This is a genomic window from Campylobacter sp. W0014, assembly GCF_020135975.1.
Lineage (GTDB): Bacteria > Campylobacterota > Campylobacteria > Campylobacterales > Campylobacteraceae > Campylobacter_D.
The window spans coordinates 1-21,884 of record NZ_JACHTR010000004.1 but is presented as its reverse complement, the minus strand read 5'-3'; the positions used below and the strand labels follow the sequence as shown (position 1 = coordinate 21,884).

The 21,884-nt window shown below is 29.7% G+C and carries 19 protein-coding genes and 1 pseudogene; 15 read left to right on the top strand and 5 right to left on the bottom strand.

Going from position 1 to position 21,884, the window contains the following annotated elements; all coding sequences use genetic code 11:
- Positions 1-9: 9 nt before the first annotated feature.
- From purL to H2277_RS01980, 8 genes are all read left to right on the top strand, one after another.
- A complete protein-coding gene (gene purL / locus H2277_RS02015) occupies positions 10-2,196 on the top strand; it encodes a phosphoribosylformylglycinamidine synthase subunit PurL (RefSeq protein ID WP_337200736.1) in 2,187 nt (728 codons plus the stop codon).
- Entirely contained in the window at positions 2,193-2,963 is a 771-nt protein-coding gene (locus tag H2277_RS02010) for a DnaJ family molecular chaperone (protein WP_337200735.1), read from the top strand. The genes purL and H2277_RS02010 overlap by 4 nt, the downstream gene beginning before the upstream one ends.
- A 60-nt stretch (positions 2,964-3,023) precedes the next feature.
- Positions 3,024-4,556: a bifunctional phosphoribosylaminoimidazolecarboxamide formyltransferase/IMP cyclohydrolase gene (gene purH, locus H2277_RS02005; RefSeq protein WP_337200734.1), complete on the top strand. Its 1,533-nt coding sequence runs from the start codon at positions 3,024-3,026 to the stop codon at positions 4,554-4,556.
- 91 nt (positions 4,557-4,647) lie between these two features.
- Complete coding sequence (locus H2277_RS02000; protein WP_337200733.1) at positions 4,648-6,240, top strand: methyl-accepting chemotaxis protein; 1,593 nt, start codon at positions 4,648-4,650, stop codon at positions 6,238-6,240.
- Positions 6,241-6,250: 10 nt separating this feature from the next.
- On the top strand, positions 6,251-6,682 hold the full coding sequence (locus tag H2277_RS01995) for an META domain-containing protein (RefSeq protein ID WP_337200732.1): 432 nt from the start codon (positions 6,251-6,253) through the stop codon (positions 6,680-6,682).
- 79 nt (positions 6,683-6,761) lie between these two features.
- On the top strand, positions 6,762-7,739 hold the full coding sequence (locus tag H2277_RS01990; RefSeq protein WP_337200731.1) for an agmatine deiminase family protein: 978 nt from the start codon (positions 6,762-6,764) through the stop codon (positions 7,737-7,739).
- A complete protein-coding gene (locus H2277_RS01985; RefSeq protein WP_337200730.1) occupies positions 7,736-8,623 on the top strand; it encodes a cation diffusion facilitator family transporter in 888 nt (295 codons plus the stop codon). The genes H2277_RS01990 and H2277_RS01985 overlap by 4 nt, the downstream gene beginning before the upstream one ends.
- Positions 8,620-9,492 carry an N-carbamoylputrescine amidohydrolase gene (locus H2277_RS01980; RefSeq protein ID WP_337200729.1) on the top strand — a complete coding sequence of 291 codons (873 nt, stop codon included), beginning with the start codon at positions 8,620-8,622 and terminating at the stop codon, positions 9,490-9,492. Before H2277_RS01985 ends, H2277_RS01980 begins: the two co-directional genes overlap by 4 nt.
- Here H2277_RS01980 and H2277_RS01975 read toward each other — a convergent pair.
- Positions 9,482-10,813: an SH3 domain-containing protein gene (locus H2277_RS01975; protein WP_337200728.1), complete on the bottom strand. Its 1,332-nt coding sequence runs from the start codon at positions 10,811-10,813 to the stop codon at positions 9,482-9,484. The genes H2277_RS01980 and H2277_RS01975 overlap by 11 nt on opposite strands.
- A gap of 48 nt (positions 10,814-10,861) precedes the next feature.
- Here H2277_RS01975 and H2277_RS01970 point away from each other — a divergent pair, with 48 nt between their 5' ends.
- Complete coding sequence (locus tag H2277_RS01970; protein ID WP_337200727.1) at positions 10,862-12,199, top strand: AAA family ATPase; 1,338 nt, start codon at positions 10,862-10,864, stop codon at positions 12,197-12,199.
- Between the two features lie 9 nt (positions 12,200-12,208).
- Complete coding sequence (locus H2277_RS01965) at positions 12,209-12,949, top strand: hypothetical protein (RefSeq protein ID WP_337200726.1); 741 nt, start codon at positions 12,209-12,211, stop codon at positions 12,947-12,949.
- 4 nt (positions 12,950-12,953) lie between these two features.
- Here H2277_RS01965 and lolA read toward each other — a convergent pair whose 3' ends face one another.
- Positions 12,954-13,463 carry a LolA-like outer membrane lipoprotein chaperone gene (lolA, locus tag H2277_RS01960; RefSeq protein WP_337200725.1) on the bottom strand — a complete coding sequence of 170 codons (510 nt, stop codon included), beginning with the start codon at positions 13,461-13,463 and terminating at the stop codon, positions 12,954-12,956.
- A 92-nt stretch (positions 13,464-13,555) separates the two neighbouring features.
- Between lolA and secA the strand changes: the two genes are divergently transcribed.
- The 4 genes from secA to H2277_RS01940 all read left to right on the top strand — a co-directional run bounded on the left by secA (position 13,556) and on the right by H2277_RS01940 (position 19,384).
- A complete protein-coding gene (gene secA, locus H2277_RS01955) occupies positions 13,556-16,144 on the top strand; it encodes a preprotein translocase subunit SecA (protein ID WP_337200724.1) in 2,589 nt (862 codons plus the stop codon).
- Positions 16,141-17,346, top strand: coding sequence for an ABC transporter permease (locus H2277_RS01950; protein ID WP_337200723.1), 1,206 nt, complete (start codon positions 16,141-16,143; stop codon positions 17,344-17,346). Before secA ends, H2277_RS01950 begins: the two co-directional genes overlap by 4 nt.
- Before the next feature lie 189 nt (positions 17,347-17,535).
- Positions 17,536-17,979, top strand: coding sequence for a hypothetical protein (locus H2277_RS01945; RefSeq protein WP_337200722.1), 444 nt, complete (start codon positions 17,536-17,538; stop codon positions 17,977-17,979).
- Between the two features lie 106 nt (positions 17,980-18,085).
- Complete coding sequence (locus H2277_RS01940) at positions 18,086-19,384, top strand: Cj0814 family flagellar-dependent secreted protein (protein ID WP_407928552.1); 1,299 nt, start codon at positions 18,086-18,088, stop codon at positions 19,382-19,384.
- Between the two features lie 32 nt (positions 19,385-19,416).
- Here H2277_RS01940 and H2277_RS01935 read toward each other — a convergent pair.
- The 3 genes and pseudogenes from H2277_RS01935 to H2277_RS01925 all read right to left on the bottom strand — a co-directional run.
- Positions 19,417-19,938, bottom strand: a pseudogene (locus H2277_RS01935) (C39 family peptidase); the annotation flags it as partial.
- 97 nt (positions 19,939-20,035) lie between these two features.
- Positions 20,036-20,728 (bottom strand): hypothetical protein, encoded by a 693-nt coding sequence (locus tag H2277_RS01930; protein WP_337200721.1) that lies wholly within the window; start codon positions 20,726-20,728, stop codon positions 20,036-20,038.
- Position 20,729: 1 nt separating this feature from the next.
- The gene (locus H2277_RS01925) at positions 20,730-21,350 is read right to left on the bottom strand and encodes a S24 family peptidase (protein WP_220549541.1); all 621 of its coding nucleotides are present in this window, start codon (positions 21,348-21,350) and stop codon (positions 20,730-20,732) included.
- Positions 21,351-21,506: 156 nt separating this feature from the next.
- On the opposite strand from H2277_RS01925, the gene H2277_RS01920 reads away from it, so the two are divergent.
- Complete coding sequence (locus H2277_RS01920; RefSeq protein ID WP_075395225.1) at positions 21,507-21,707, top strand: hypothetical protein; 201 nt, start codon at positions 21,507-21,509, stop codon at positions 21,705-21,707.
- Positions 21,708-21,884 lie beyond the last annotated feature (177 nt).

Below are 21,884 nucleotides of genomic sequence, written 5' to 3'. Positions count from 1 at the left end.
GGTAATAAAATGGATAAAGAAATTATAAAAGCACATAAAATCAGCGATGAAGAATATGATCAAATTTTAGAAATTCTTGGACGAGAACCTAATTTACTTGAATTAGGCGTTATTTCTGCTATGTGGAGTGAGCATTGCTCTTATAAATCAAGTAAAAAATACCTTAATGGTTTTCCAACCAAAGCCCCTTGGGTAATCCAAGGTCCTGGTGAAAACGCCGGGGTAATTGATATCGGTCAAGATATGGCAGCGGTTTTTAAGGTTGAAAGTCATAATCATCCTAGCTTTATTGAACCTTTTGCGGGGGCAGCAACTGGAGTAGGTGGAATTTTACGCGATGTTTTTACTATGGGTGCAAGAGTTGTTGCTGGACTTAATTCTTTAAAATTTGGAAATATTTATGATGAAAAATATGGAAATCATCAAAAATATCTTGTAAAAGGTGTTGTAAGCGGGATTTCTCATTATGGAAATTGTATGGGTGTTCCAACTATAGGTGGAGAGTGCTCTTTTGATGAATGTTTTAATGGAAATATTTTAGTCAATGCATTTGCATTAGGGATTTGTAAACAAGAAGATATTTTTTATGCTAAAGCTGAAGGGGTAGGAAATCCTGTAATTTATGTGGGATCAAAAACGGGTAGAGATGGGCTTGGTGGTGCTGTTATGGCTAGTGATAGCTTTAATGAGCAAAATAAAAGCTTAAGACCAACAGTACAAATAGGAGATCCTTTCAGTGAAAAACTTTTAATGGAAGCGTGTTTAGAGCTTTTTAAAAGTGATTTGATTGTAGGAATTCAAGATATGGGAGCCGCTGGACTTACTTCAAGTTCTTTTGAAATGGCAGGACGAAGCGGAAGTGGAATGAAGCTTTATCTTGAAAAAACTCCTATGCGTGAAAGTGGTATGACGCCTTATGAATTGATGCTTAGTGAATCTCAAGAAAGAATGCTTATTTGTGCAAAAAAAGGTTGCGAAAATCAAGTTATAGAAATTTTTAAAAAATGGGATTTAGATGCTGTTGTGATTGGTGAAGTAACAGATACGGGAAATATGGAGCTTTTTTGGAATAATGAGCTTGTGGGAATGATACCTATTGAGCCTTTAAGTGAAAAAGCACCTATTTTAGATCGTCTAATAAGTAAGCCAAAATATCTAGATAGTATTAAAGATTATCAATTTGAATTAAAAAATGATATACAAGATTTATTTATTCAGATGATAAAAAATGAAAATGTTAATGATAAGGCTTTTATTTATGATCAATTTGATTCAAGTGTGCAAACGAATACAATTAAAGCCGATGGAAAATTAGGCGCGAGTGTTATACGCGTGAAAGAAAACAATGCAGCTATAGCAATGGCTATAGAATGCAATTCTCGTTTAAATTATATCGATCCAAAAGTGGGTGCAAGTGCTGCTGTAGCAAGCGCTGGAAGAAAAGTAGCTTGTACAGGAGCTAAGCCTTTAGCGATTAGTGATTGTTTAAATTATGGAAATCCACAAAATCCTGAAGTGATGTGGCAATTTGCGCAAGGATGTGAAGGCATTAAGGAAGCTTGTAAAGAATTAAATACTCCAGTCGTTAGCGGTAATGTCTCTTTATATAATGAAACAGAAGGGGTGAGTATTTATCCAAGTCCTACGATTGTAAATGTTGGCGTTTTAGAAAATTCTAATCGCGTTTTAAAAGCAAATTTTGATAAGGCTGGAATTAGAATCTATCTTCTAGGAGAAACTTTAGGTCATTTTGCCGGTTCTTTAGTGATGAAAATTCAAGATAAAAAAGTAGCAGGAAATCTTAAAAATATAGATTATAAAGCAGAATTAATGCTTTGGGATTTTCTTTATAAAGCAAATCAAGAATCCTTGCTTGAATGTGCAAATAGTGTAGGAGTGGGTGGTATTGCTATAACTTTGGCAAAAATGTGTGCTATATCTAAAAAAGGTGCGATTTTAGAAAGTGGCTTTAGTGATAAAAAAATGATTTTTGATGAAAGCTTTAGTCGTGTTATAGTAGGCGTTGATGAAGTATGTGAAGAACAATTTTTGCAATTAATTCAAGAATTTAAGATAAAAGCTCACAAATTAGGCGTAAGTACTGATGAGGATTGTTTTAGACTCGATGAGATTAACTTAAGTAAAAAGGAGCTTGAAAATCTTTATTTTGAAAGTTTTAAAGAGCAAATTCAATGAGTTTAATTTTAATCATTTTAGTTATCTTGGTTTTTTATTGGTATTATAAAACTTGGGAAAAACAGGATTTTTTTAATTCTACCGCACGCGGTGTTAAAGGTTTTGCAAAAGGCTTTATGCGTGGAGTGGTTGAAGAAAGAATGGATGAAATTAAAAGAAGGATGAATTATTATGTGATTGCACTTTTGGCAAAAATTGCAAAAAGTGATGGTAGAATCAGTCAAGATGAAGCCGATATGATCACTCAAATTTTAGATGCAAATACAAAAGATAGGCGAGAAAGAGAATTTTTAAAAGCAAGTTTTAATGAGCATAAAGAAAATTTAAACGATGCTTTTGAGGTTGCAAAAGACTTTTTAAGAGAAGTTCCTTTGCCAAAAAGTGAGCGTTTTAACGTACTTAGAGTGCTTGTTTTTATGGCTTTTGTTGATGCAGAATTTAACCCTAAAAAGAAAGAAATTTTAGGACAAATTGCACAGGCTTTTGATATAAGTCAGAATGAGTTAGAGAATTTTATCAATAATTTTTCAAATTTAAACACTTCTAAACAACAAATAAGTCTAGATGAGGCTTTTGAAATTTTAGAATTACCAAAAAATGCTGATATCAATGCTGTAAAAAAACAATACCGAAATTTAGCGAAAAAATATCATCCTGATATTTTAAATGCAAATAATGTTAGCGAAAAAGAAATCAAAAAAGGAGTAGAAAAATTCCAAAAAATAAACGAAGCCTATGAAAGAATCAAAAAGCATTTGGAAAATTAGTTTTTATTCTTTAAATATTAAAATAAATTAATTAAATTATGAGCAATTTAAGGAGAAAAAATGAGAGCATTGCTTAGCGTTAGTGATAAAGAAGGTATAGTAGAATTTGCTAAAGAGCTTGAAAATTTAGGTTTTGAGCTTCTTTCAACGGGTGGAACTTTTAAAATTTTAAAAGAAAATGGGATAAAAGTTGTAGAAGTGAGTGATTTTACAAAAAGTCCTGAGCTTTTTGAAGGGCGAGTAAAAACCTTGCATCCTAAAATTCATGGGGGAATTTTACATAAAAGAAATGATGAAAATCATGTTAAACAAGCTAAAGAAAATGAAATTTTAGGTATTGATTTGGTGTGTGTGAATTTATATCCTTTTAAAAAGACTACTATTATGAGTGATGATTTTGATGAAATCATAGAAAATATCGATATAGGCGGACCTGCGATGATTAGATCTGCAGCAAAAAATTATAAAGATGTGATGGTGATTTGTAATCCACTTGATTATGAAGAGGTGATTGAGGCTTTAAAAAGTGGAAAAAATGATGAAAATTTCCGTTTAAATTTAATGATAAAAGCTTATGAACATACGGCAAATTATGATTCTTATATAGCAAATTATATGAATGAACGTTTTAATGGGGGTTTTGGAGCAAGTAAGTTTATAGTAGGACAAAAAGTTTTTGATACCAAATATGGAGAAAATCCTCATCAAAAAGGCGCTTTATATGAGTTTGACTCCTTTTTTAGTACCAATTTTAAAGCCCTTAAAGGCGAAGCTAGTTTTAACAATCTTACTGATATCAATGCGGCTTTAAATTTAGCCAGTAGTTTTGGCGATTCTCCAGCAGTTACAATAGTAAAACATGGAAATCCTTGCGGTTTTGCAATCAAAGAAAATCTTTTGCAAAGCTATATTAGCGCATTGAAATGTGATAATGTAAGTGCTTATGGTGGAGTGGTTGCGATCAATGGAACACTTGATAAAACTTTGGCTGAAAAAATAAATGAAATTTATGTTGAAGTGATAATCGCTGCAAATGTAAGCAAAGAGGCTTTGGGGGTATTTGAGGGTAAGAAACGTATTAAAATTTTCACTCAAGAAAATCCTTATTTAGTGCGTAGTTTTGATGCGTATGATTTTAAACATATAGATGGTGGATTTGTGTATCAAAATAGCGATGAAGTGGGCAATGATGAATTTAAAAATGCCAAACTTGTTTCAAAAAGAGAAGCGAGTAAGGAAGAACTTCAAGATTTAGAAATTGCCATGAAAATTGCTGCATTTACAAAATCAAATAATGTTGTTTATGTTAAAAATGGAGCTATGGTGGCCATAGGTATGGGAATGACGAGCAGAATTGATGCAGCAAAAGCTGCTATTGCTAAGGCTAATGAAATGGGGCTTGATTTGCAAGGTTGTGTTTTAGCAAGTGAAGCTTTCTTTCCATTTAGAGATAGTATAGATGAAGCAAGTAAAGTTGGAGTTAAAGCTATAATTGAACCTGGCGGAAGTATAAGGGATGATGAAGTGATAAAAGCTGCAGATGAATATGCTATGGCTCTTTATTTTACTGGAGTGAGACATTTCTTGCATTAAAATTTATTGACAATTAAAATATTATTTAATTTAATTTAAATAATTTTAAGTACAATGGTTTATAATATTTTACTTATGAAAGCAGTTTAAAATGTTTAAAACCATTGGATTTAAAGTCTCTTCAGCAATTTTTGCTGTTTTGTTGTTCAGTTTTGTGATAATGCAAATTATCGTTAGTTTTGATTTTAGAAAGACAGCTAATCAAATCAGCAAAGAAAATCTTAATACAGTTAGCAATTTAGTTTTTCAAACGATGAGAATGGCTATGAATTTGGGTGATCCAGAAAAAATTCAAGAGGCAATCGAACATGCTAAAAGAATTGAAGGGATTAGTGATATAAAAATTTATCCATCAAAAGACACAATAGAACTTTTTGATATCAAAAATCCTTTGATTTCTAATGAAAATGTTATTTTAGATGAATTTTCTAATCCTAGTTTGATTTCCTTAAAGCAAAATATTAAAGGGATAGATCATTTAAGGCTTGTTCGCCCCTTGATTGCAAATAAAACATGCATAACTTGTCATGCAAATGTAAAAGAAGGTAGCGTAATAGGAGTTATGGATGTATACCATTCTTTAGAAAATGTAGAAAAAGATATCTCAAAAACAAGTCAAGCTTATATTGTAATTTTTACTATTGCTCTAATACTCACTTTAGCTTTTGTGCTTTTTATACTAAAAATCGTTGTGGGACGTCCTATATTAGAGCTTTTAAATCATGCTAAGGAGTTGGCTCAAGGCAGTGGAAATTTAAAAGCACGAATTCGTATTAAAGGGCATGATGAAATCGCAACCGCTTGTGGATACATCAATCAATTTATTGAAAAAACTCATAAAGCTGTAAGTGAAGCGAGTTTGAGTTCTAAAAATATAGAACACCAAAGCACTCTTTTAAATTCAAATGCAACTTCTTTAAATGAAATTACAGAATTAAATCACAAAAAAATTGATTCAAGCTTTCATCTTGGTAATAATATAGGTTCTGATTTAAGAGAATTAGCTAATTTATCAAGCGATGCAAACACTGCAAATGATAAATCTTATGAGTTATTAGAGCAAATGCTTAAGTCATTATTTTCAGTGGCACAAAAAGTGACGGATCTTGCTGAAAGTGAAAATAGCTTGGCTAAGAAAATTTCGGATATGGTTGAACAGGCAAAAAATATACAAAAAGCTACTCAAATGATGAATGAAATCGCTGATAAAACAAATCTTTTATCTTTAAATGCGAGCATAGAATCTGCAAGAGCTGGAGCTTATGGCAAAGGATTTTCTGTTATTGCTGAAGATATAAGATTGCTTGCAAATAACAGTGAAGAATTTTTAAATAGTGTTGCAACTATCACAAAAGAATTATTAATTAGCATAGAAAAAGTGGCTAATGAGCTTAAGGATAATTCTAAAAAAATTTATTCTTTAAACGAAGATACTAATTTATTAGCCAATAGTGCAAATGAGGTTAAATTTTGCAATCAAGATGCAAAGAATCTTGTGCATCAATGCAGCCAAAAAATAAAAGCAAGTCAAGAAAATATACAAGATTTGTTAATGAGAATGGAAGAAAATGTTGAAGCGAGTGAAAAAAATGAAGAAATTTCAAAAATTTTACTTCAAGTTGCTGATGAGTTAAAAATAGTATGTCATAATCTTGATAATGAATTAAAGCAATTTCAAATTTAAAGGATAAAAGATGAAAAAAACTTTACAAATGACTTTAGCAGCTGCTTGTTTTGCTGGTTGTGCAAGCACTTCAGTGTCTTCTGATGCAAACACTCAAAATAAATTAGTACAAAATCAGCAATTAAAAATAGAAAAAATAGTTGTTGATGGAAAAACATTTGACCCTAAGAATGCTGAAGAAACTCCAAATATTAGCTTTGATAAAGATAAATTTTACGGTTATGCGGGTTGTAATCGCTTTTTTGGATCATACGCTAATAATGGCGATGCTATAAAAATCAACGGAGATCGTGCTGCATCAACTCAAATGCTTTGCCATCCTATGGATGTTATGAATTTTGAAAATTCTTTTCTTTCTAATTTCAATGGAACTTTTAAAATTTCAAATGAAAATGGCAAACTCGTTTTAAATAACGGCAAAATGAAAATCTTTTTTAAATAATTTTTAGCCCTTTTTTGGGCTACTTTCTTAAATTTATTTCAAAAACACAATTAAATTTTTTAATCAATAAGGGTATGTAATGATAAAATCAATTCCAGAATGGAGTGAGCAAGAATATTTAATCCTTTCTTTGCCACATGAAAAAACAGATTGGAAGCCTTATTTAGATGAAATTTTAAAAAGCTATCATGAATTTGTAAGGGTTGTGAGTCAATTTCAAAAAGTTTTATTGATTGCTCCGCAAGATCAAGATTTTATCTCTTTTAAGGATATAAAAAACGTTGAATTTTTTAAATGTGATACAAATGATACATGGATAAGGGATTTTGGTCCTATAGATATTTTAAAGGATGATCGTTTACAAGCTCTTGATTTTACTTTTAATGCTTGGGGAAATAAATTTCAAAGTGAATTAGATAATGCTGTAAATTCTAAACTTTTTGATATAAAATTTAAAGAAAAACTTGAAAAAATCGATATGATCTTAGAGGGTGGAAGTATTGATTTTAATGGCGATGGCGCTATGCTTACGACGACAAATTGTCTTTTAAATACAAATAGAAACTCCCATCTTGATAAAACCCAAATCGATCAAAAATTAAAAGAAATTTTTGGATTAAAACATATTATTTGGTTAGAAAATGGTTTTATCAAAGGAGATGATACAGATTCTCATGTGGATATTTTGGCTCGATTTATCGATAAAAATACGATAGCACATTGCGTTTGTGAAGATGAAAAAGATGAACATTTTTTACCTTTAAAGAAAATGCAAGAAGAGCTTGAAAAAACAGGATTTAATTTATTGCCATTACCATTGCCTAAGCCTTTTTTTTATGATAATCGTAGAATGGGTGCTACTTATGCAAACTTTGTTTTTGTCAACAATGCTTTAATTGTTCCATTATATAAAGATGATAACGATAATATCGTAATTGAAAGGCTTTCTAAGGCTTTGCCTGATCGAAAGATTGTGGGTGTAGATGCGAGAGTATTTGTGCGTCAAAATGGCTCTTTGCATTGTTCTTGTCAAAATCGTTTCAAGGGTTTAAGATGAGTTTGCAAAAAAAAGCCACTATTATTGCAAGTGTTTGTGCCCTTGGTTTAGCTTGTGTTAAATTTGTAGTTGGTTTAATGAGTGGATCGGTTGCAGTGCTTTCAAGTGCGATTGATTCTTTAATGGATTTTGCAATTTCTGCGTTTAATTTTTTGGCTTTAAAAAAGAGTGCGCAAAGAGCAAATGAAAATTATAATTTTGGCTTTTCCAAAATCGAAGCTTTAATGGGACTTCTTGAGGGTGGTTTTATCGTAGGTGTGGGTATTTTTATCTTTTATGAAAGTATTTTAAAAATTTATTACAAAAAAGAAATCATTGATTTAAATTCAAGTATCTTTGTAATGATTTTTGCCATTATTGTAACCTTTTTTCTTATTCTTTTTTTAAATTATGTGGCAAAAAAAACAAAAAGTTTAATCGTTGAAAGTGATGCCCTGCATTATAGGAGTGATTTTTTAACCAATATTTGCACCTTGCTTGCTTTAGTGCTGATTTATTTTACAAATTTATATATTATCGATGCTATTTTTGGGATAGTAATCAGCCTTTATACGGCTTTTTCTGCTTTTAAAATTATCAAAAAAGCTTTATCATTTTTAATGGATCAAGCCTTGCCAAAAGAACAAGTTGATCAAATTTGTATTTTAATTTCTAGGCATCCAGAGATTATTTCTTATCATGAGTTAAAAACAAGAAGGACGCCAAATTGTAATTATTTAAGTGTGCATTTGGTTTTTTGTCCTATAATTTCGCTTTTAAATGCGCACAAAATTTCAGACGAGATTGAAAATAATGTGCGTTTGATGTTTGAAGATGAAAAATGGGATATACAAATTCATTTAGATCCTTATGATGATCAAGAACAAGAAAGGCAAAGACAATGAAAATAGCTCTTGTGCAACAAAAATTTCATTCCAATAAAGAACAAACAATACAAAAAACTTGCGAATTTATAGAAGAGGCAGTAAAAAAGGGAGCTGAGCTTATATGCTTAGGAGAACTTCATCAAAGTGAATATTTTTGCCAAAGTGAAAATGTTGCTTATTTTGATTACGCCAATGATTATGAAAAAGATATTGAGTTTTGGTCAAGTGTAGCCAAAAAGCACAATATAGTTTTATTAACCTCATTATTTGAAAAACGTAGCGCAGGACTTTATCATAATACAGCTGTTGTTTTTGAAAAAGATGGCAGTATAGCTGGAAAATACCGAAAAATGCATATACCTGATGATCCTTGCTTTTATGAAAAATTTTATTTTACGCCAGGTGATTTAGGTTTTAAACCAATTCAAACGAGCGTGGGCAAGCTTGGAGTATTGATTTGCTGGGATCAATGGTACCCTGAAGCTGCAAGATTGATGGCTTTGCAAGGGGCTGAAATTCTTATTTATCCTACGGCTATTGGATGGTTTGATAAGGATGAGGAAGAAGAAAAGCAAAAGCAACTTGGCGCTTGGCTAGGGGTTCAAAAAGGACATGCTATTGCTAATGGTTTATTTGTGGCTGCGATTAATCGTGTTGGATTTGAAAAAGACGCAAGCCGAATAGAGGATGGAATAAGATTTTGGGGGAATTCTTTTATTTTTGGACCTCAAGGAGAAGAGCTTTGCTTGTTGGACAATGAAAACGAATGCGTTAAGGTTATAGAGATCGATAAAACAAGAAGTGAAAATGTAAGGCGTTGGTGGCCATTTTTAAGAGATAGGCGTATAGAATATTTTCATGATTTAAATAAAAGATTTATCGATTAGATAAATCTTTGGCTAAATACTTATTTATCTCATCGGTTTCTTTTTGACTTAAACTGATGAAGCTTACCTCTTTAAGCCTTGAAAGTAATAAATTTTTTTCAAGAATTTCTTTTTTTCCTATCTCTAAAGAAGTGATTACACTTTCTCCTATAATAAGTCTTTGAGTTTTTCCTTTTCTAAGCCCCCATATATTATGTATTACTATGTTATTATCCGTAATTTTTCCAGCATAAAGCATAATGTGTCCTGGGATGTAGAGCAAGGTTGTATAAGCTTTTCCAAATCGATTTAAAAAATCCTTTTTTTGATTATTGTTTAACATGCTGATATCAAAATGATAAAAAGCATTTTTTTGCGCACTTGAATTTCTTGGTAAATAAAGCCCAAAAGCTGAAAATACATCACGAGTAAATAAAGAACAATCCCTTTCTAAATTATATCCACCCCAACTATAAGGCAAACCAAGCATTTGATTTAATTGATTTTTTAAATTAGCATCGTTTAATTTTAAAGGAAATTTAGCAACATCCTTTTTTAAAATTTTATATTTTTTAGAGCCAATCTTTCCATAAAAATATTTTTTATCTTGTTTATAATACGGATAAATAGCACCGATTCTAGTCTCAAAGAAAAAATGATGATCTTTGCTAAAAACCGCTTCTTTTTCTTTGAGTGGCGTTATAAAGTGGAGTTTCTCATAAATTTTTGCTCTAGAGTTGGAAAATGTCTCTAAATTTTGACTTTCTACAAAACCAATTCCGGCTTCACTCAATACAAAAGCGTATCGTTTATCTTTTGTATAATGAGAGATTAAAACAGGCGTAGCGATATTTAAAATCGCATCATTTGCGTAATCAAATGGAAAGCCTTCATTTTCTAAAAAAGGATTTTTAAGTATTGCTTTTTGGGTAGGGATATTTTTAAGTAGGGTATTTTGTATAATTAAAGCCTTTTGATTTAACTTGCCTATATTTTTTATATTCGCATTATCGATTTGTTTTTCAAACCAAGAGATAGGAATTTCTTGTTTATTAAAAAAATAATATTTATTTTTTGGGTTAAGATAAATAGGAAAAGCCCAAAATAAATTTTGATTTTTATAGTTTTTAAAAGAAGAATGCCAAGGTTTAAAAAACATTTTTTTATAATCTTTAGCGTTAAAGCTGATGTTTTGATTAAATTTTGGCAATATATCAACACTTTGTTCAAATTCCAATTTAGCATAATGTGAATTTGTTTTATTTTCTTTAAAATGATTTGTAAGGTTTTTAAAGGAGCAAGCTGTAAAAAACAATAGAGAAAAAACTAAAATATATCGCATAATCAACCTTTTACAAAAAATCGTTATAATTAAAGCTAAGGAAATATAATGCTTGATAAACTAGAAAAAATTTTAGCTAATGACAATGTTTTTCTAAGCGGTGGCGCTGGGGTTGGAAAGAGCTTTTTAACCAATAATCTAATGAGATCTTACAGAAAGCAAGGTAAATTTGTAGTTGCTTTAGGTTCTAGTGCGCTTTCTGCCTTTAATATAGGTGGCGTTACTCTGCATAGTTTTTTTTGTTTGGGTTATTGTGAAGATATGATGGCGCTTAGTGTTTTTGATCGCAAACAAAAAGAAAAAATCGCTAAATTAAATGAGAATTTAAAAAAAATTGATCTTATTATTATCGATGAAATTTCTATGGTGAGTGCTAATATTTTTGAAATGATAGGTTTTAGAATTAAAAATTCAAGATTCGATGGAAAAATTTTAGTCGTAGGGGATTTTTTTCAATTACCCCCTGTGATTAAAGAAAAAAAAGAGACTCTTTTTTTAAATTCTTGCTATGCTTTTTCTTCTTTTTTTTGGAAAGACTTAAATTTTAAAAATGTTAAACTCTCACAGCCTAAAAGAACTCAAAATTTAGAATTTTATAAAAATTTATCCTTGATAAGACAAGGTTTTTTAAATGAGAATATCATCGAGCAATTTAAGCAAATGTGCATTGATACAAAGGAACTAGAAAAATTAGAAGATGATTATACTTTGCTTTGTGGGGTTAATAAAAAAGCTAATGAAATCAATGAAAACAAACTCGATCGTTTAATAACTCCTTTGGTAAGTTTTAAGGCTAAAATTCAAAAAGAAAATAAAGAATTAGAAGATGATAAATTACAAAATTGGATTAAGAGTTTAAATATCTTAGAGGAGCTTAAGATTAAAATCGGAGCTCGCGTTATTTTTTGTATCAATAATTGGGATAAAAATTATTATAATGGAGAGCAAGGAGTGATTGAAGATATTATTTATGATGAGGATAAAATTTATATCAGTATCATAAAAAATAATGGGATTAACATCATGCTTGAACCTTATGTTTTTTTTATGGAGGAAATCGAGCAAAATAATGGGGAGTTAATTATCAATACTCTAGCAAGTGTGAGTCAATTCCCTATAAAATTAGCCTATGCTATTACCATACATAAATCTCAAGGCATGAGTATTGAAAAATTAGTTTGTGATATAGATCATATTTTTGAAAATGGACAACTTTATGTGGCATTATCAAGAGCGATCAATCCTGATACTTTAAAAATTTATTACACTAAGGGTGTAAAATTTGAAAATTATTTTGAAAATATTTTAAAATTTGATGTTAATGTGATTGATTTTTACAAAAATCATTTGTTTTTTGATCTAGAATTAGAAAATATAAGCCATTAAGGAAAAATAATGAAAAAGGTATTTTTTTGTATTTTTTTATGTTTAAATTTAAATGCACAAAGTCTTGAAATATCTAAGTTAAGAACAGATTTGTATTCTAAAAGCGGCGCTAATGTTTTAAAAAAGATTGAAATTTCTTTGGATTTTGAAGGAGAAAATTTAAAAGAAAATGAACTTAAGCTTATTGATTCTATCAATACTGTTATTTCTGGCTTTTTTTATGAGGATATCTTTACTGAAATTGGCAAGGATAATTTTAAAAAAGTTTTGAAAAAATTTATAGAGAAAAAATATAAAATGAATATTGATGATATTTATATTTTATCTTTAAGCGGGGTTGAAAAATTTGATTTAGAAGAATTTAAAAGATTTTTAGAGAGCACAGAAGCTAAAAAAAATAATACAAGCGATGAAGTAAAAAAAGTTTTGGAAAATTTAAGCATCCCTGAAGTTCCACAGGTTAAAACTCCAAATAATATCAGCGTTCCTAATATACCTGAAGCAAAGCAAATAGGGCAACTTTTTGACGATGATAATGAAGATAAAAAAGATGATGGTGAAATCAGTCCCGATTCTCTTAATATCCCTAAGATCAATCCTTCAGAACTTGAGGAAAAAATCAAACAAGACTTGATCAAAAATCCACCACAAATTTTTAAAGAAAAAAATACAAGCAATAATATCTCTAAAGAAAATTCAGATATGGGTTTTGATTTGAAATTAGATAATAATTTAAGCCACGTTCAATAATTTCTTATTGAACGATGTCGTAATTTTTTGGAATTTTAAATTCAAAAATTTTAGGATCAATTTTAGGATTTTTGATTTGATTGCTTAAGGTTATTGTTACGTCATTTTCAAATTCATCTTTATAAGAAATAGACTGAATTTTATCTTGATCTAAAATAAGAGTGTAATCAATTTTTTCATATTTTGCTAAAAGTTTATTTTTTGAAATTTGTTTAGCATTTTTAAAAATTTGATTAAGATTAGGTATGTTATCGAGTTTTGAAAAGATCACTTGTTCTAAATCATGTTCTATGATCGCAACTCGATTTTTATTGATATAAATTTCTTTTTTATTGGGTGCGGTATATTCCCAAAATGCTTTATCTTTGCTTATGATAAAATGTCCGCTATAACGAAGTGTTGAATTTTTGGATTTAACTAGCTGAGTAAAATCGCTTGAATAGGTGTTAAAATCAAGATCAATAGCCCAAATTTTAACTACAGCAATTAAAAAAAATATAAAAATTTTTTTCATTATTTTCCTTAAAATTTTTTATTAATTCTAGCTAACTTTAATTAAACAATAGCTATAATGATAGCTTGAAATTTTAGCAAAAGGTTTTAAAAATGTTTTTAAATGCTTTAAGAGCCATATTTGGAACAAAAAATGATCGCGAAATAAAAAAATATTTTAAACGAGTGGCACAGATTAATATGCTTGAGCCTAAATATCAAAATTTAAGCGATGAAGAGCTTAAAGCTGAATTTTTAAAATTTAAAGAGCAAATCATTAAGGGTGAAAAAGAAGAAAATGAAATCTTAAATGATGTTTTTGCCATAGTAAGAGAAGTAGGTAAAAGAACTTTAAATATGCGTCATTTTGATGTGCAATTAATCGGCGGTATGGTTTTGCACGAAGGTAAGATTGCAGAAATGAAAACAGGGGAGGGAAAAACCCTTGTGGCGACTTTGCCTGTTGTTTTAAATGCTATGAGTGGAAAAGGCGTTCATGTTGTAACTGTGAATGATTATTTAGCTAAAAGAGATGCAGAGCAAATGAGTGCGATTTATAACTTCTTAGGTTTTAGTGTCGGGGTTGTGCTTTCATCTGAAAATAATGACTTAGAGCATAAAAAAGCTTATGATTGCGATATTACTTATGGGACAAATAATGAATTTGGCTTTGATTATTTGCGTGATAATATGAAATTTTCAAAGGCTGAAAAGGTTCAAAGAGGGCATAATTTTGTAATTGTAGATGAAGTAGATAGTATTTTAATCGATGAAGCAAGAACTCCTTTGATTATTAGTGGGCCTACTAATAGAACTTTAGATGGTTATATAAAAGCCAATGAAGTGGCAAAAAAAATGGAAAGAGGTGAAGCGGTATTGCCTCCTGCTAAGCCTGAAGGTGATTTTGTAGTGGATGAAAAAAATAGAAATATCTTGATCACAGAAGCAGGAATTGCTAAGGCTGAAAAGCTTTTTGGAGTGGAGAATTTATATAGTCTTGACAATGCTATTTTGGCACATCAACTTGATCAAGCTTTAAAGGCACACAATCTTTTTGAAAAAGATATACACTATGTTGTTAGAAATAAAGAAGTTATTATCGTTGATGAATTTACAGGGCGTCTAAGCGAAGGACGTCGTTTTAGCGAAGGACTTCATCAAGCTTTAGAGGCTAAAGAAAATGTAAAAATTCAAGAAGAAAGCCAAACTTTAGCTGATATTACTTTCCAAAATTATTTTAGAATGTATAATAAGCTTGCAGGTATGACAGGAACGGCACAAACTGAGGCGACAGAATTTTCACAAATTTACAATTTGGATGTTATTTCAATTCCAACAAATATTCCTATCAAAAGACAAGATAAAGATGATCTAATTTATAAAACTCAAAATGAAAAATTTAAAGCTGTCATTGAAGAGATCAAACAAGCCAACAAAAAAGGACAACCTGTTCTTATAGGAACAGCAAGCATAGAAAGAAGTGAAGTTTTTCATGAAATGCTTGTAAAAGAAAGAATTCCACACCATGTTTTAAATGCTAAAAATCATGAGCAAGAGGCTTTGATTATCCAAGATGCTGGAAAAAAAGGTGCTGTTACTATAGCAACAAATATGGCAGGACGTGGGGTTGATATCAAAATAGATGATGAAGTTAGAGCTTTAGGAGGGCTTTATATCATAGGAACTGAAAGGCATGAAAGTCGTCGCATAGATAACCAACTTCGTGGCCGTGCGGGGCGTCAAGGTGATCCTGGAATCAGCCGTTTTTATCTTAGTGTAGAGGATAATTTATTAAGAATTTTTGGTGGCGACAGAATGAAAGGGATCATGGATCGCTTGGGTATAAAAGAGGGTGAGCATATAGAATCTCCTTTTGTAACAAGAGCGGTTGAAAATGCACAAAAAAAAGTGGAGAGTTTGCATTTTGAAAGCAGAAAGCATTTGTTAGAATATGACGATGTGGCTAATGAGCAAAGAAAAACTATTTATCGTTATCGCAATGAATTGTTAGATGAAGAGTATGATATAAAAGCTAAGATTTCTCAAAATATTGCCGAGTATAGTGCTAGTGTGATGAGTGAGCTTATGATCGATGAAAATAATACTGAGTTTAATTTTGAAACTTTGAAAAGTAAAATTTTTGATGAATGTTCTACTGAAATCAAAGAAAGCGATTTTGAAAATCTCAATGCCATTGAAATGCAAGATAAATTAAGTGAAATTTTAGAAAAATCTTATCATCAAAAAATGGAAAAATTAGATGAAAAAGAATTACACAATATCGAGCGTATTTTGTATTTGCAAGTTTTGGACAATGCTTGGAGAGAGCATTTGTATCAAATGGATATTTTAAAAACAGGTATAGGTCTTCGTGGATACAATCAAAAAGATCCTTTGGTGGAATATAAAAAAGAGAGCTACAATCTCTTTTTAGAGCTTGTGAATCGTATCAAATTTGATAGTATAAAACTTCTTTTTAGTGTTAAATTTACTCAAGAAGAAGCTAAAGATCTAGAAAATACAGCGAGTAAAGAAAATGAAAAAATTCTTGAAAATTCTGTAGAGATTGGAGTAAGTGAAGATGGGCTTGATGAGCCTGAATTTAAAAAAGTTCCTAGAAATTCACCTTGTCCTTGTGGAAGTGGCAAAAAATTTAAAGAATGCCATGGAAAAAGTGGTCCAAAACAAGGAATTTTAGCTTGAATAAAAGCGTTTTAAAATATTTACTTTTTAAATATTTAAGATTTGATAAAGAGCAACCTTTTATCAATCTATCTATGCTTTTAGCATTTTTAGGAGTGTGTGTAGGACTTTGTGTTTTGCTTGTGGCAATGGCCATCATGAATGGTTTTGATAAGGAATTTGAAAAACGTTTTTTTGTGATGAATTATCCTATTACCATTGTGTCAAAATTTTATGCTCCTGTTGATGATGAGTTGGTTAATGAACTTAAAAAGCAATTTCCAAAATTGCTTTTTAGTCCTTATATCAGCACTCAAGTTGTTGCCAAAGGGGACAATCGCTTTGAAGGCGGGGTGCTTTTTGGTGTCAATTTTAAAGATGAAATTAAGATCAATGAAATCGTTGCTAAGGCTATTAAAGATCAAAATTTAAGCGGTTTTGATATCCTTTTAGGATCGGCTTTGGTGGATGAGTATGGCTTACGTAAAAACGATATGATTTCACTTATTTTTTCAAATTTTAATCCTAGCGGATTTTCTTTGATCCCGCAAACTAAACGTTTTAAAGTAAAAGCTCGTTTTACTTCTGGACTTGCTTTTTATGATAAAGCTTATATGTATACTGATGTTAAAGCCTTAAGAAAAGTTCTTGGAATGAATGAAAATCAAGGTTATGATGGAATACATGTTTATAGTGATGATGCTTTTAAAGATGTGGAAAAAATAAAAAATTATTTAAAAGATGATTATATCGTTATAGGATGGTGGGAGCAAAATAAAAATTTCTTTTCAGCTTTAAAGCTTGAAAAAAGAGCACTTTTTATAGTTTTGATGCTGATTATCTTGGTTGCAAGTTTAAATATAGTCAGTTCTCTTTTAATGATCGTTATGAATCGTCGTAGCGAAATCGCTCTTTTATTTGCTTTAGGCGCAAGCAAAGCAGAGGTTAAAAAAAGTTTTTTTGCCTTAGGGATGCTTATAGGCGGTAGTGGTATGATAGTGGGTATTTTACTTGCTTTTATTGCTTTGTGGCTTCTAGGAAATTTCGATATCGTTACCTTACCGGCTGATGTTTATGGGACGAGTAAATTACCGCTTGATTTGTCGGTTATGGATTTTACTTTGACGATTATAGGGGCTTTACTTATTATCGCTTTATCGTCTTTTTATCCGGCCAAAAAAGCAACTCAAATCAATGTTTTAGATACTTTAAGGAATGAATGATTTTTTAAGTTTTTAATTTATTACCAATTTACACAATCATCATTAAAACATATTAAAAAATAAAAAACTTTTAAAACGCTAAAATTCATTATAAACATTATTCAAATCTCTACAAAATAGAACTTTTAAAAATTTGATTAAACAATCAATCGTGATAAAATAAATACACTTTAACAAAAAGGAGAAGTCATGATCAAAAAATTATTTAGCGTTACAGCTTTAGGTGCTTTATTGGCAAGTTCTGCCTTTGGGGATGATTTTTTAGCTAAAGTCAGTAATGGTGCACTCAGTGATAATAGTGCAGGTGTTAAAGTTCTTAGTCTGAATGAGATGAAAGATGTTAAGGGTGGGTATTATTTTAAAAGAGATAGTGCTTTTGATTATGATGCAGGTTCTTTAAGCTCTACTGCTTATGTTGCAATGGATAATAGTATTAATCAAAACTCAGATGTAGTTGCCAAATCTTTAGGATACTCCGGTGGCTATATCATAGCTAAATACCGCTATGTTAATAATCAAAAAGATTATTATTTACAATATTTTTCCAGCAAATATGGTTCAGGCACAAACATTTGGGCTTATGCAGGAAGTCCTGCTTATGATGTTTTAAAAGATTTCAAAAATCAATACTAAATTATTTCTCGTTCCACTTATCCAAAGTGGAACACTTCTTGCTTATATTTATTTATAAGATATTTAGATTTGAAGGCAGAACAATTCTAAAATCAAAGGAATAAATATGAGTATCTTTAGCATCAATGATAACTCAAACTATGGCTCTATACTTTCACAAGCAAAAGCCAATAAAGAAAGTAAAGAAAATTCAAAAATAAATTTTGCCAATACTTTCTTAAAACAAAATGTCACTAAGTTAAATGAAATAGAAAATAAAAATTCACAAACTTTAATAAGAAGTGAAGTATTAAATTCTACTAATAATAATATCAATAAAAACTATTACACTAAAACAAATTCTCCTAATTATGATATATCTAGTGAATTTAAAAACTCTATTTATACTTTAAAATTCAAACAAGCAGATATAAGTAATAATACTTCTACCAATACAGCCTATGGTTATAGTGTAGATAAAGATGGTTATATGGGAGAAGATTTTAATGAGGCTGCAGGATTACCAAAAGATTTTAAGATACATAAATCTACTTTGGATGAGATAGAGAGGGTAGCTGAAAATAACTTTTATAATGCAAAAATAAAAGAATATCTAGGTGTGGATAAATATTATGATAATATAGATATGGCAAATACTATTAAACAATACTATAATCAATTTAATCAAATTATAAATCATACTTTTAACGATACCAATAAAACAAGTTTTAGTGAAGCAGATTTAAATAGTTTACCTAAAGGTGTAAGTTATTCTAGTAATGACAAAACCATAGGTGTTATGCCAAAAAATTATGATAAATTGCAAATTACAAATTATTACAACACCCAAGAGCAATACGATGAAATGGAACAATTAGGAACAATTGCAAGTATCAATACAGGATTGCAGCCATTAAATTTTACTCCTCAAAGTATGCAAACTCAAAATTTAGATCAAGACAGTGCAAGAGATACTTTTAATCCTGATATGTCATTTTATCCAAAAAATGAAGATGGAACTTATACTAAAGAAGATTTATTTATGAGTTTTTTAAAATCTACAGGTGTGCCACTAAGAGAAGATAGTGCTACTTTAAATCCTAAAATAGAAAGTTATCAAGCAACTATGGCTAAAGAAAGCTTTGATGGATCATTAGCTTCCTTAGATGACATCATGACAGGCAAAGTTGATTTTGCAAGTTTATTAAAAGGATACGCACAAGATGGTTGGTTTGACGCAGATATTTATGCAATGGAAAAAGGAATTAAATGGCAAAATCACATAGGTTATGGTGGAGCTTGGTTTGATAATCAGTTTAATCAAGTAAAAGCTAACGGCTGGAAAGCAAGCAGTGAAAGTATCAATTCTTATGTTGGATCTATAATGGATAGATTAAATAATCTTATAGGACAAACTAGGGTTTGAGTTTTTGATTAAAGGATTTTAATATTTTGATATTAAAATCCAAAAGGTTCAATTTCAAAATTCAAAGATTTAGGTATATTAAGCTTGTATTCTTTTAATTTCTTTTTAGGAGCAATGATTAAAGCATATCCTCCTTTTTTATATCTATCCCATACACTAAAAAATTGTCTTTTAGAACTGATATATTCTCCATAACTTGGATCAAGCACTTGTAAAAAATCACCCCTATGATTTATAATCACCACAAAATGTGGGAAACGTGGATCATCTTCAATCTTTACTAAAATAGGAATTCCTGCAAGTTTTTCTAAACTCTTTCTATCTATCCTATAAGATTTGCTTTCATAGCCTAGTTTTTTAACCGCATCATTTAAGTCTGCAAAACTTACCATATCTGTATATAGTTTTTGCCCACTCATGGTTTTTAAAAGATCTAGTTCGCTTAATTTTTTATCATCAAGTATATTGATAAGTGTTGCTAAAGATGAAGCACCGCAAGATTCTTCATAGCTTTGTCTTATGACGTTTTTATTTTTAATTTCAGAATAGGATTTTGTCGGCGGAAAAATAAAAATACACCACAGAAAAATAAAAATACACTTTTTGGTGTAATTTTATTTTTCTATAAAGCTTAAACTTAAAATTACAAATTTAATTAATATAAGTTAGATTAAAATTCTTATTTTGGTTTAAATCTATCCTCGCTACATTCCCTTTGTTTGTTAAAACAACATGTGCATTTTGGGTATAATCTCCTAAAATAGCATCTTTTGCTTTAAATGTCTGAATAATATAAATATATTTACCATTATTAAGAATTTGATATTTTCCATCAATAAATTTATAGCTCTTAATATCAGTTGAATCAAACGACTTAGATAATTCTTCTTTGATTGCTTTTTCTGCTAAAATATTTTCTGCTGTTTTTAAATCTTTAAAATTTGCCATTACAAAGCTAGGATCGTAGTATTTAATATCTTTGTTATACTCTAAAGTAAATAATGTTTGACATCTTTTAGCTGCAAGATCATAAGATGCACTTTGAGGATTTTTTATATTCCATACCTCAAAGAAAACACACTCTTTAAATTGTGATGGATCAATTTTATCTATTGTGGTATTTTTAGCAGCTTGAATTATAAGATCTCCGATTCTAATATTTTCACTAATAGCTTTTTCCATTTTAGTGTAAAATTCTGCTTTATCAGAATAAGTTTTATCAAAAAAACTTTTATGAATATCGTTTTGGATATCAGCTATCTTGGTATCTGTATTGTATTCATTTTCTTTACATCCAGATAATATCAAAAGCCATAAACCTAAAATATATTTTATTTTATTCATTCTACAATCTCCTATAATTTAATTCATAAGTTCCAACTACTCTACCTATAACTTTTATCTCTTCATCTTCTTTGATAGTAATAGGCGGATAATCTTTATTATCGCTAATTAAAGATAAAGGTCTCTTTCTTAATCTTTTTACAAAAACTTCACTTTGATATTCAACTACATAAATTCCTCCTTCAATCATAGATCCATCATCTTGAAAAACTATCATTTCACCTTCTTTAATTGTGGGAGTCATACTATCGCCTATTACAGGAATAATACCTATTTTTAAAAATCCCTGAATATTAAACATAAGTCTTAATTCTTGTTTATTAAAAGGGATATATTGAATGGAACTTTCATAATTTATAGAACCAAAGCCAGCCGAAACAGAATTATCTTTGTAAAATGGAATCAAAATAATATTTTCATCTATTGCTTGTTCTTGAGTATTTTTACTTGAATTTTTGATTTCTTTATCTTTCTCATAAATCAAAACTTGTTTTCTACTTAGCCTACTAGGCCAATTATTGGCAGATTCTCTCGAAAGTTTAAAATATTTAGCTAGTTCATATTTATCTTTAACCCTGTAAAAACTTATCATTTCTTGAAGCAATTGTTCTTTTTCTTCCATGATTTTTAAAAACCTTTATAAAAAAAATTATATTTATGTAAAAATACTTGACTTTTTAAGTAAAATTACTTACAATATTTAAATTATTTTATAAATAATATTTTAGCAAAAAATATCAATTATTTATAAAAAAATTAAAGTAATAAAGGAAAATCAATGTTGAAGCAATACTTTAAAAATCATAGTATTAACATTAGGGCTTTTGCTAAACAACATAATTTACATTATATCACTTTATTTAAGGTTATTAATGGAGAATTAACAGGAGAACGCAACACCAAAGGTAATACTAAAGCCGTATTTGAAAAACTCTTAGAACTTGGCATTATTAATGAGCTTCCGCAAGGTTTAAAATAAATGTATTTTTTAGAAACCAAAGAAGCTGCACAAGTTTATAATGTAAGCGAGGGAGCTTTAAGACTTGCGGTAACTAGAAATTCAAATAAATATGAGTGGTTAAAAGTTGATAATGCCAATGGTGGCAGGGGCGGTAAAAAACTACTTTTTAAAATAAGTAAAGAACAGATTTTAACT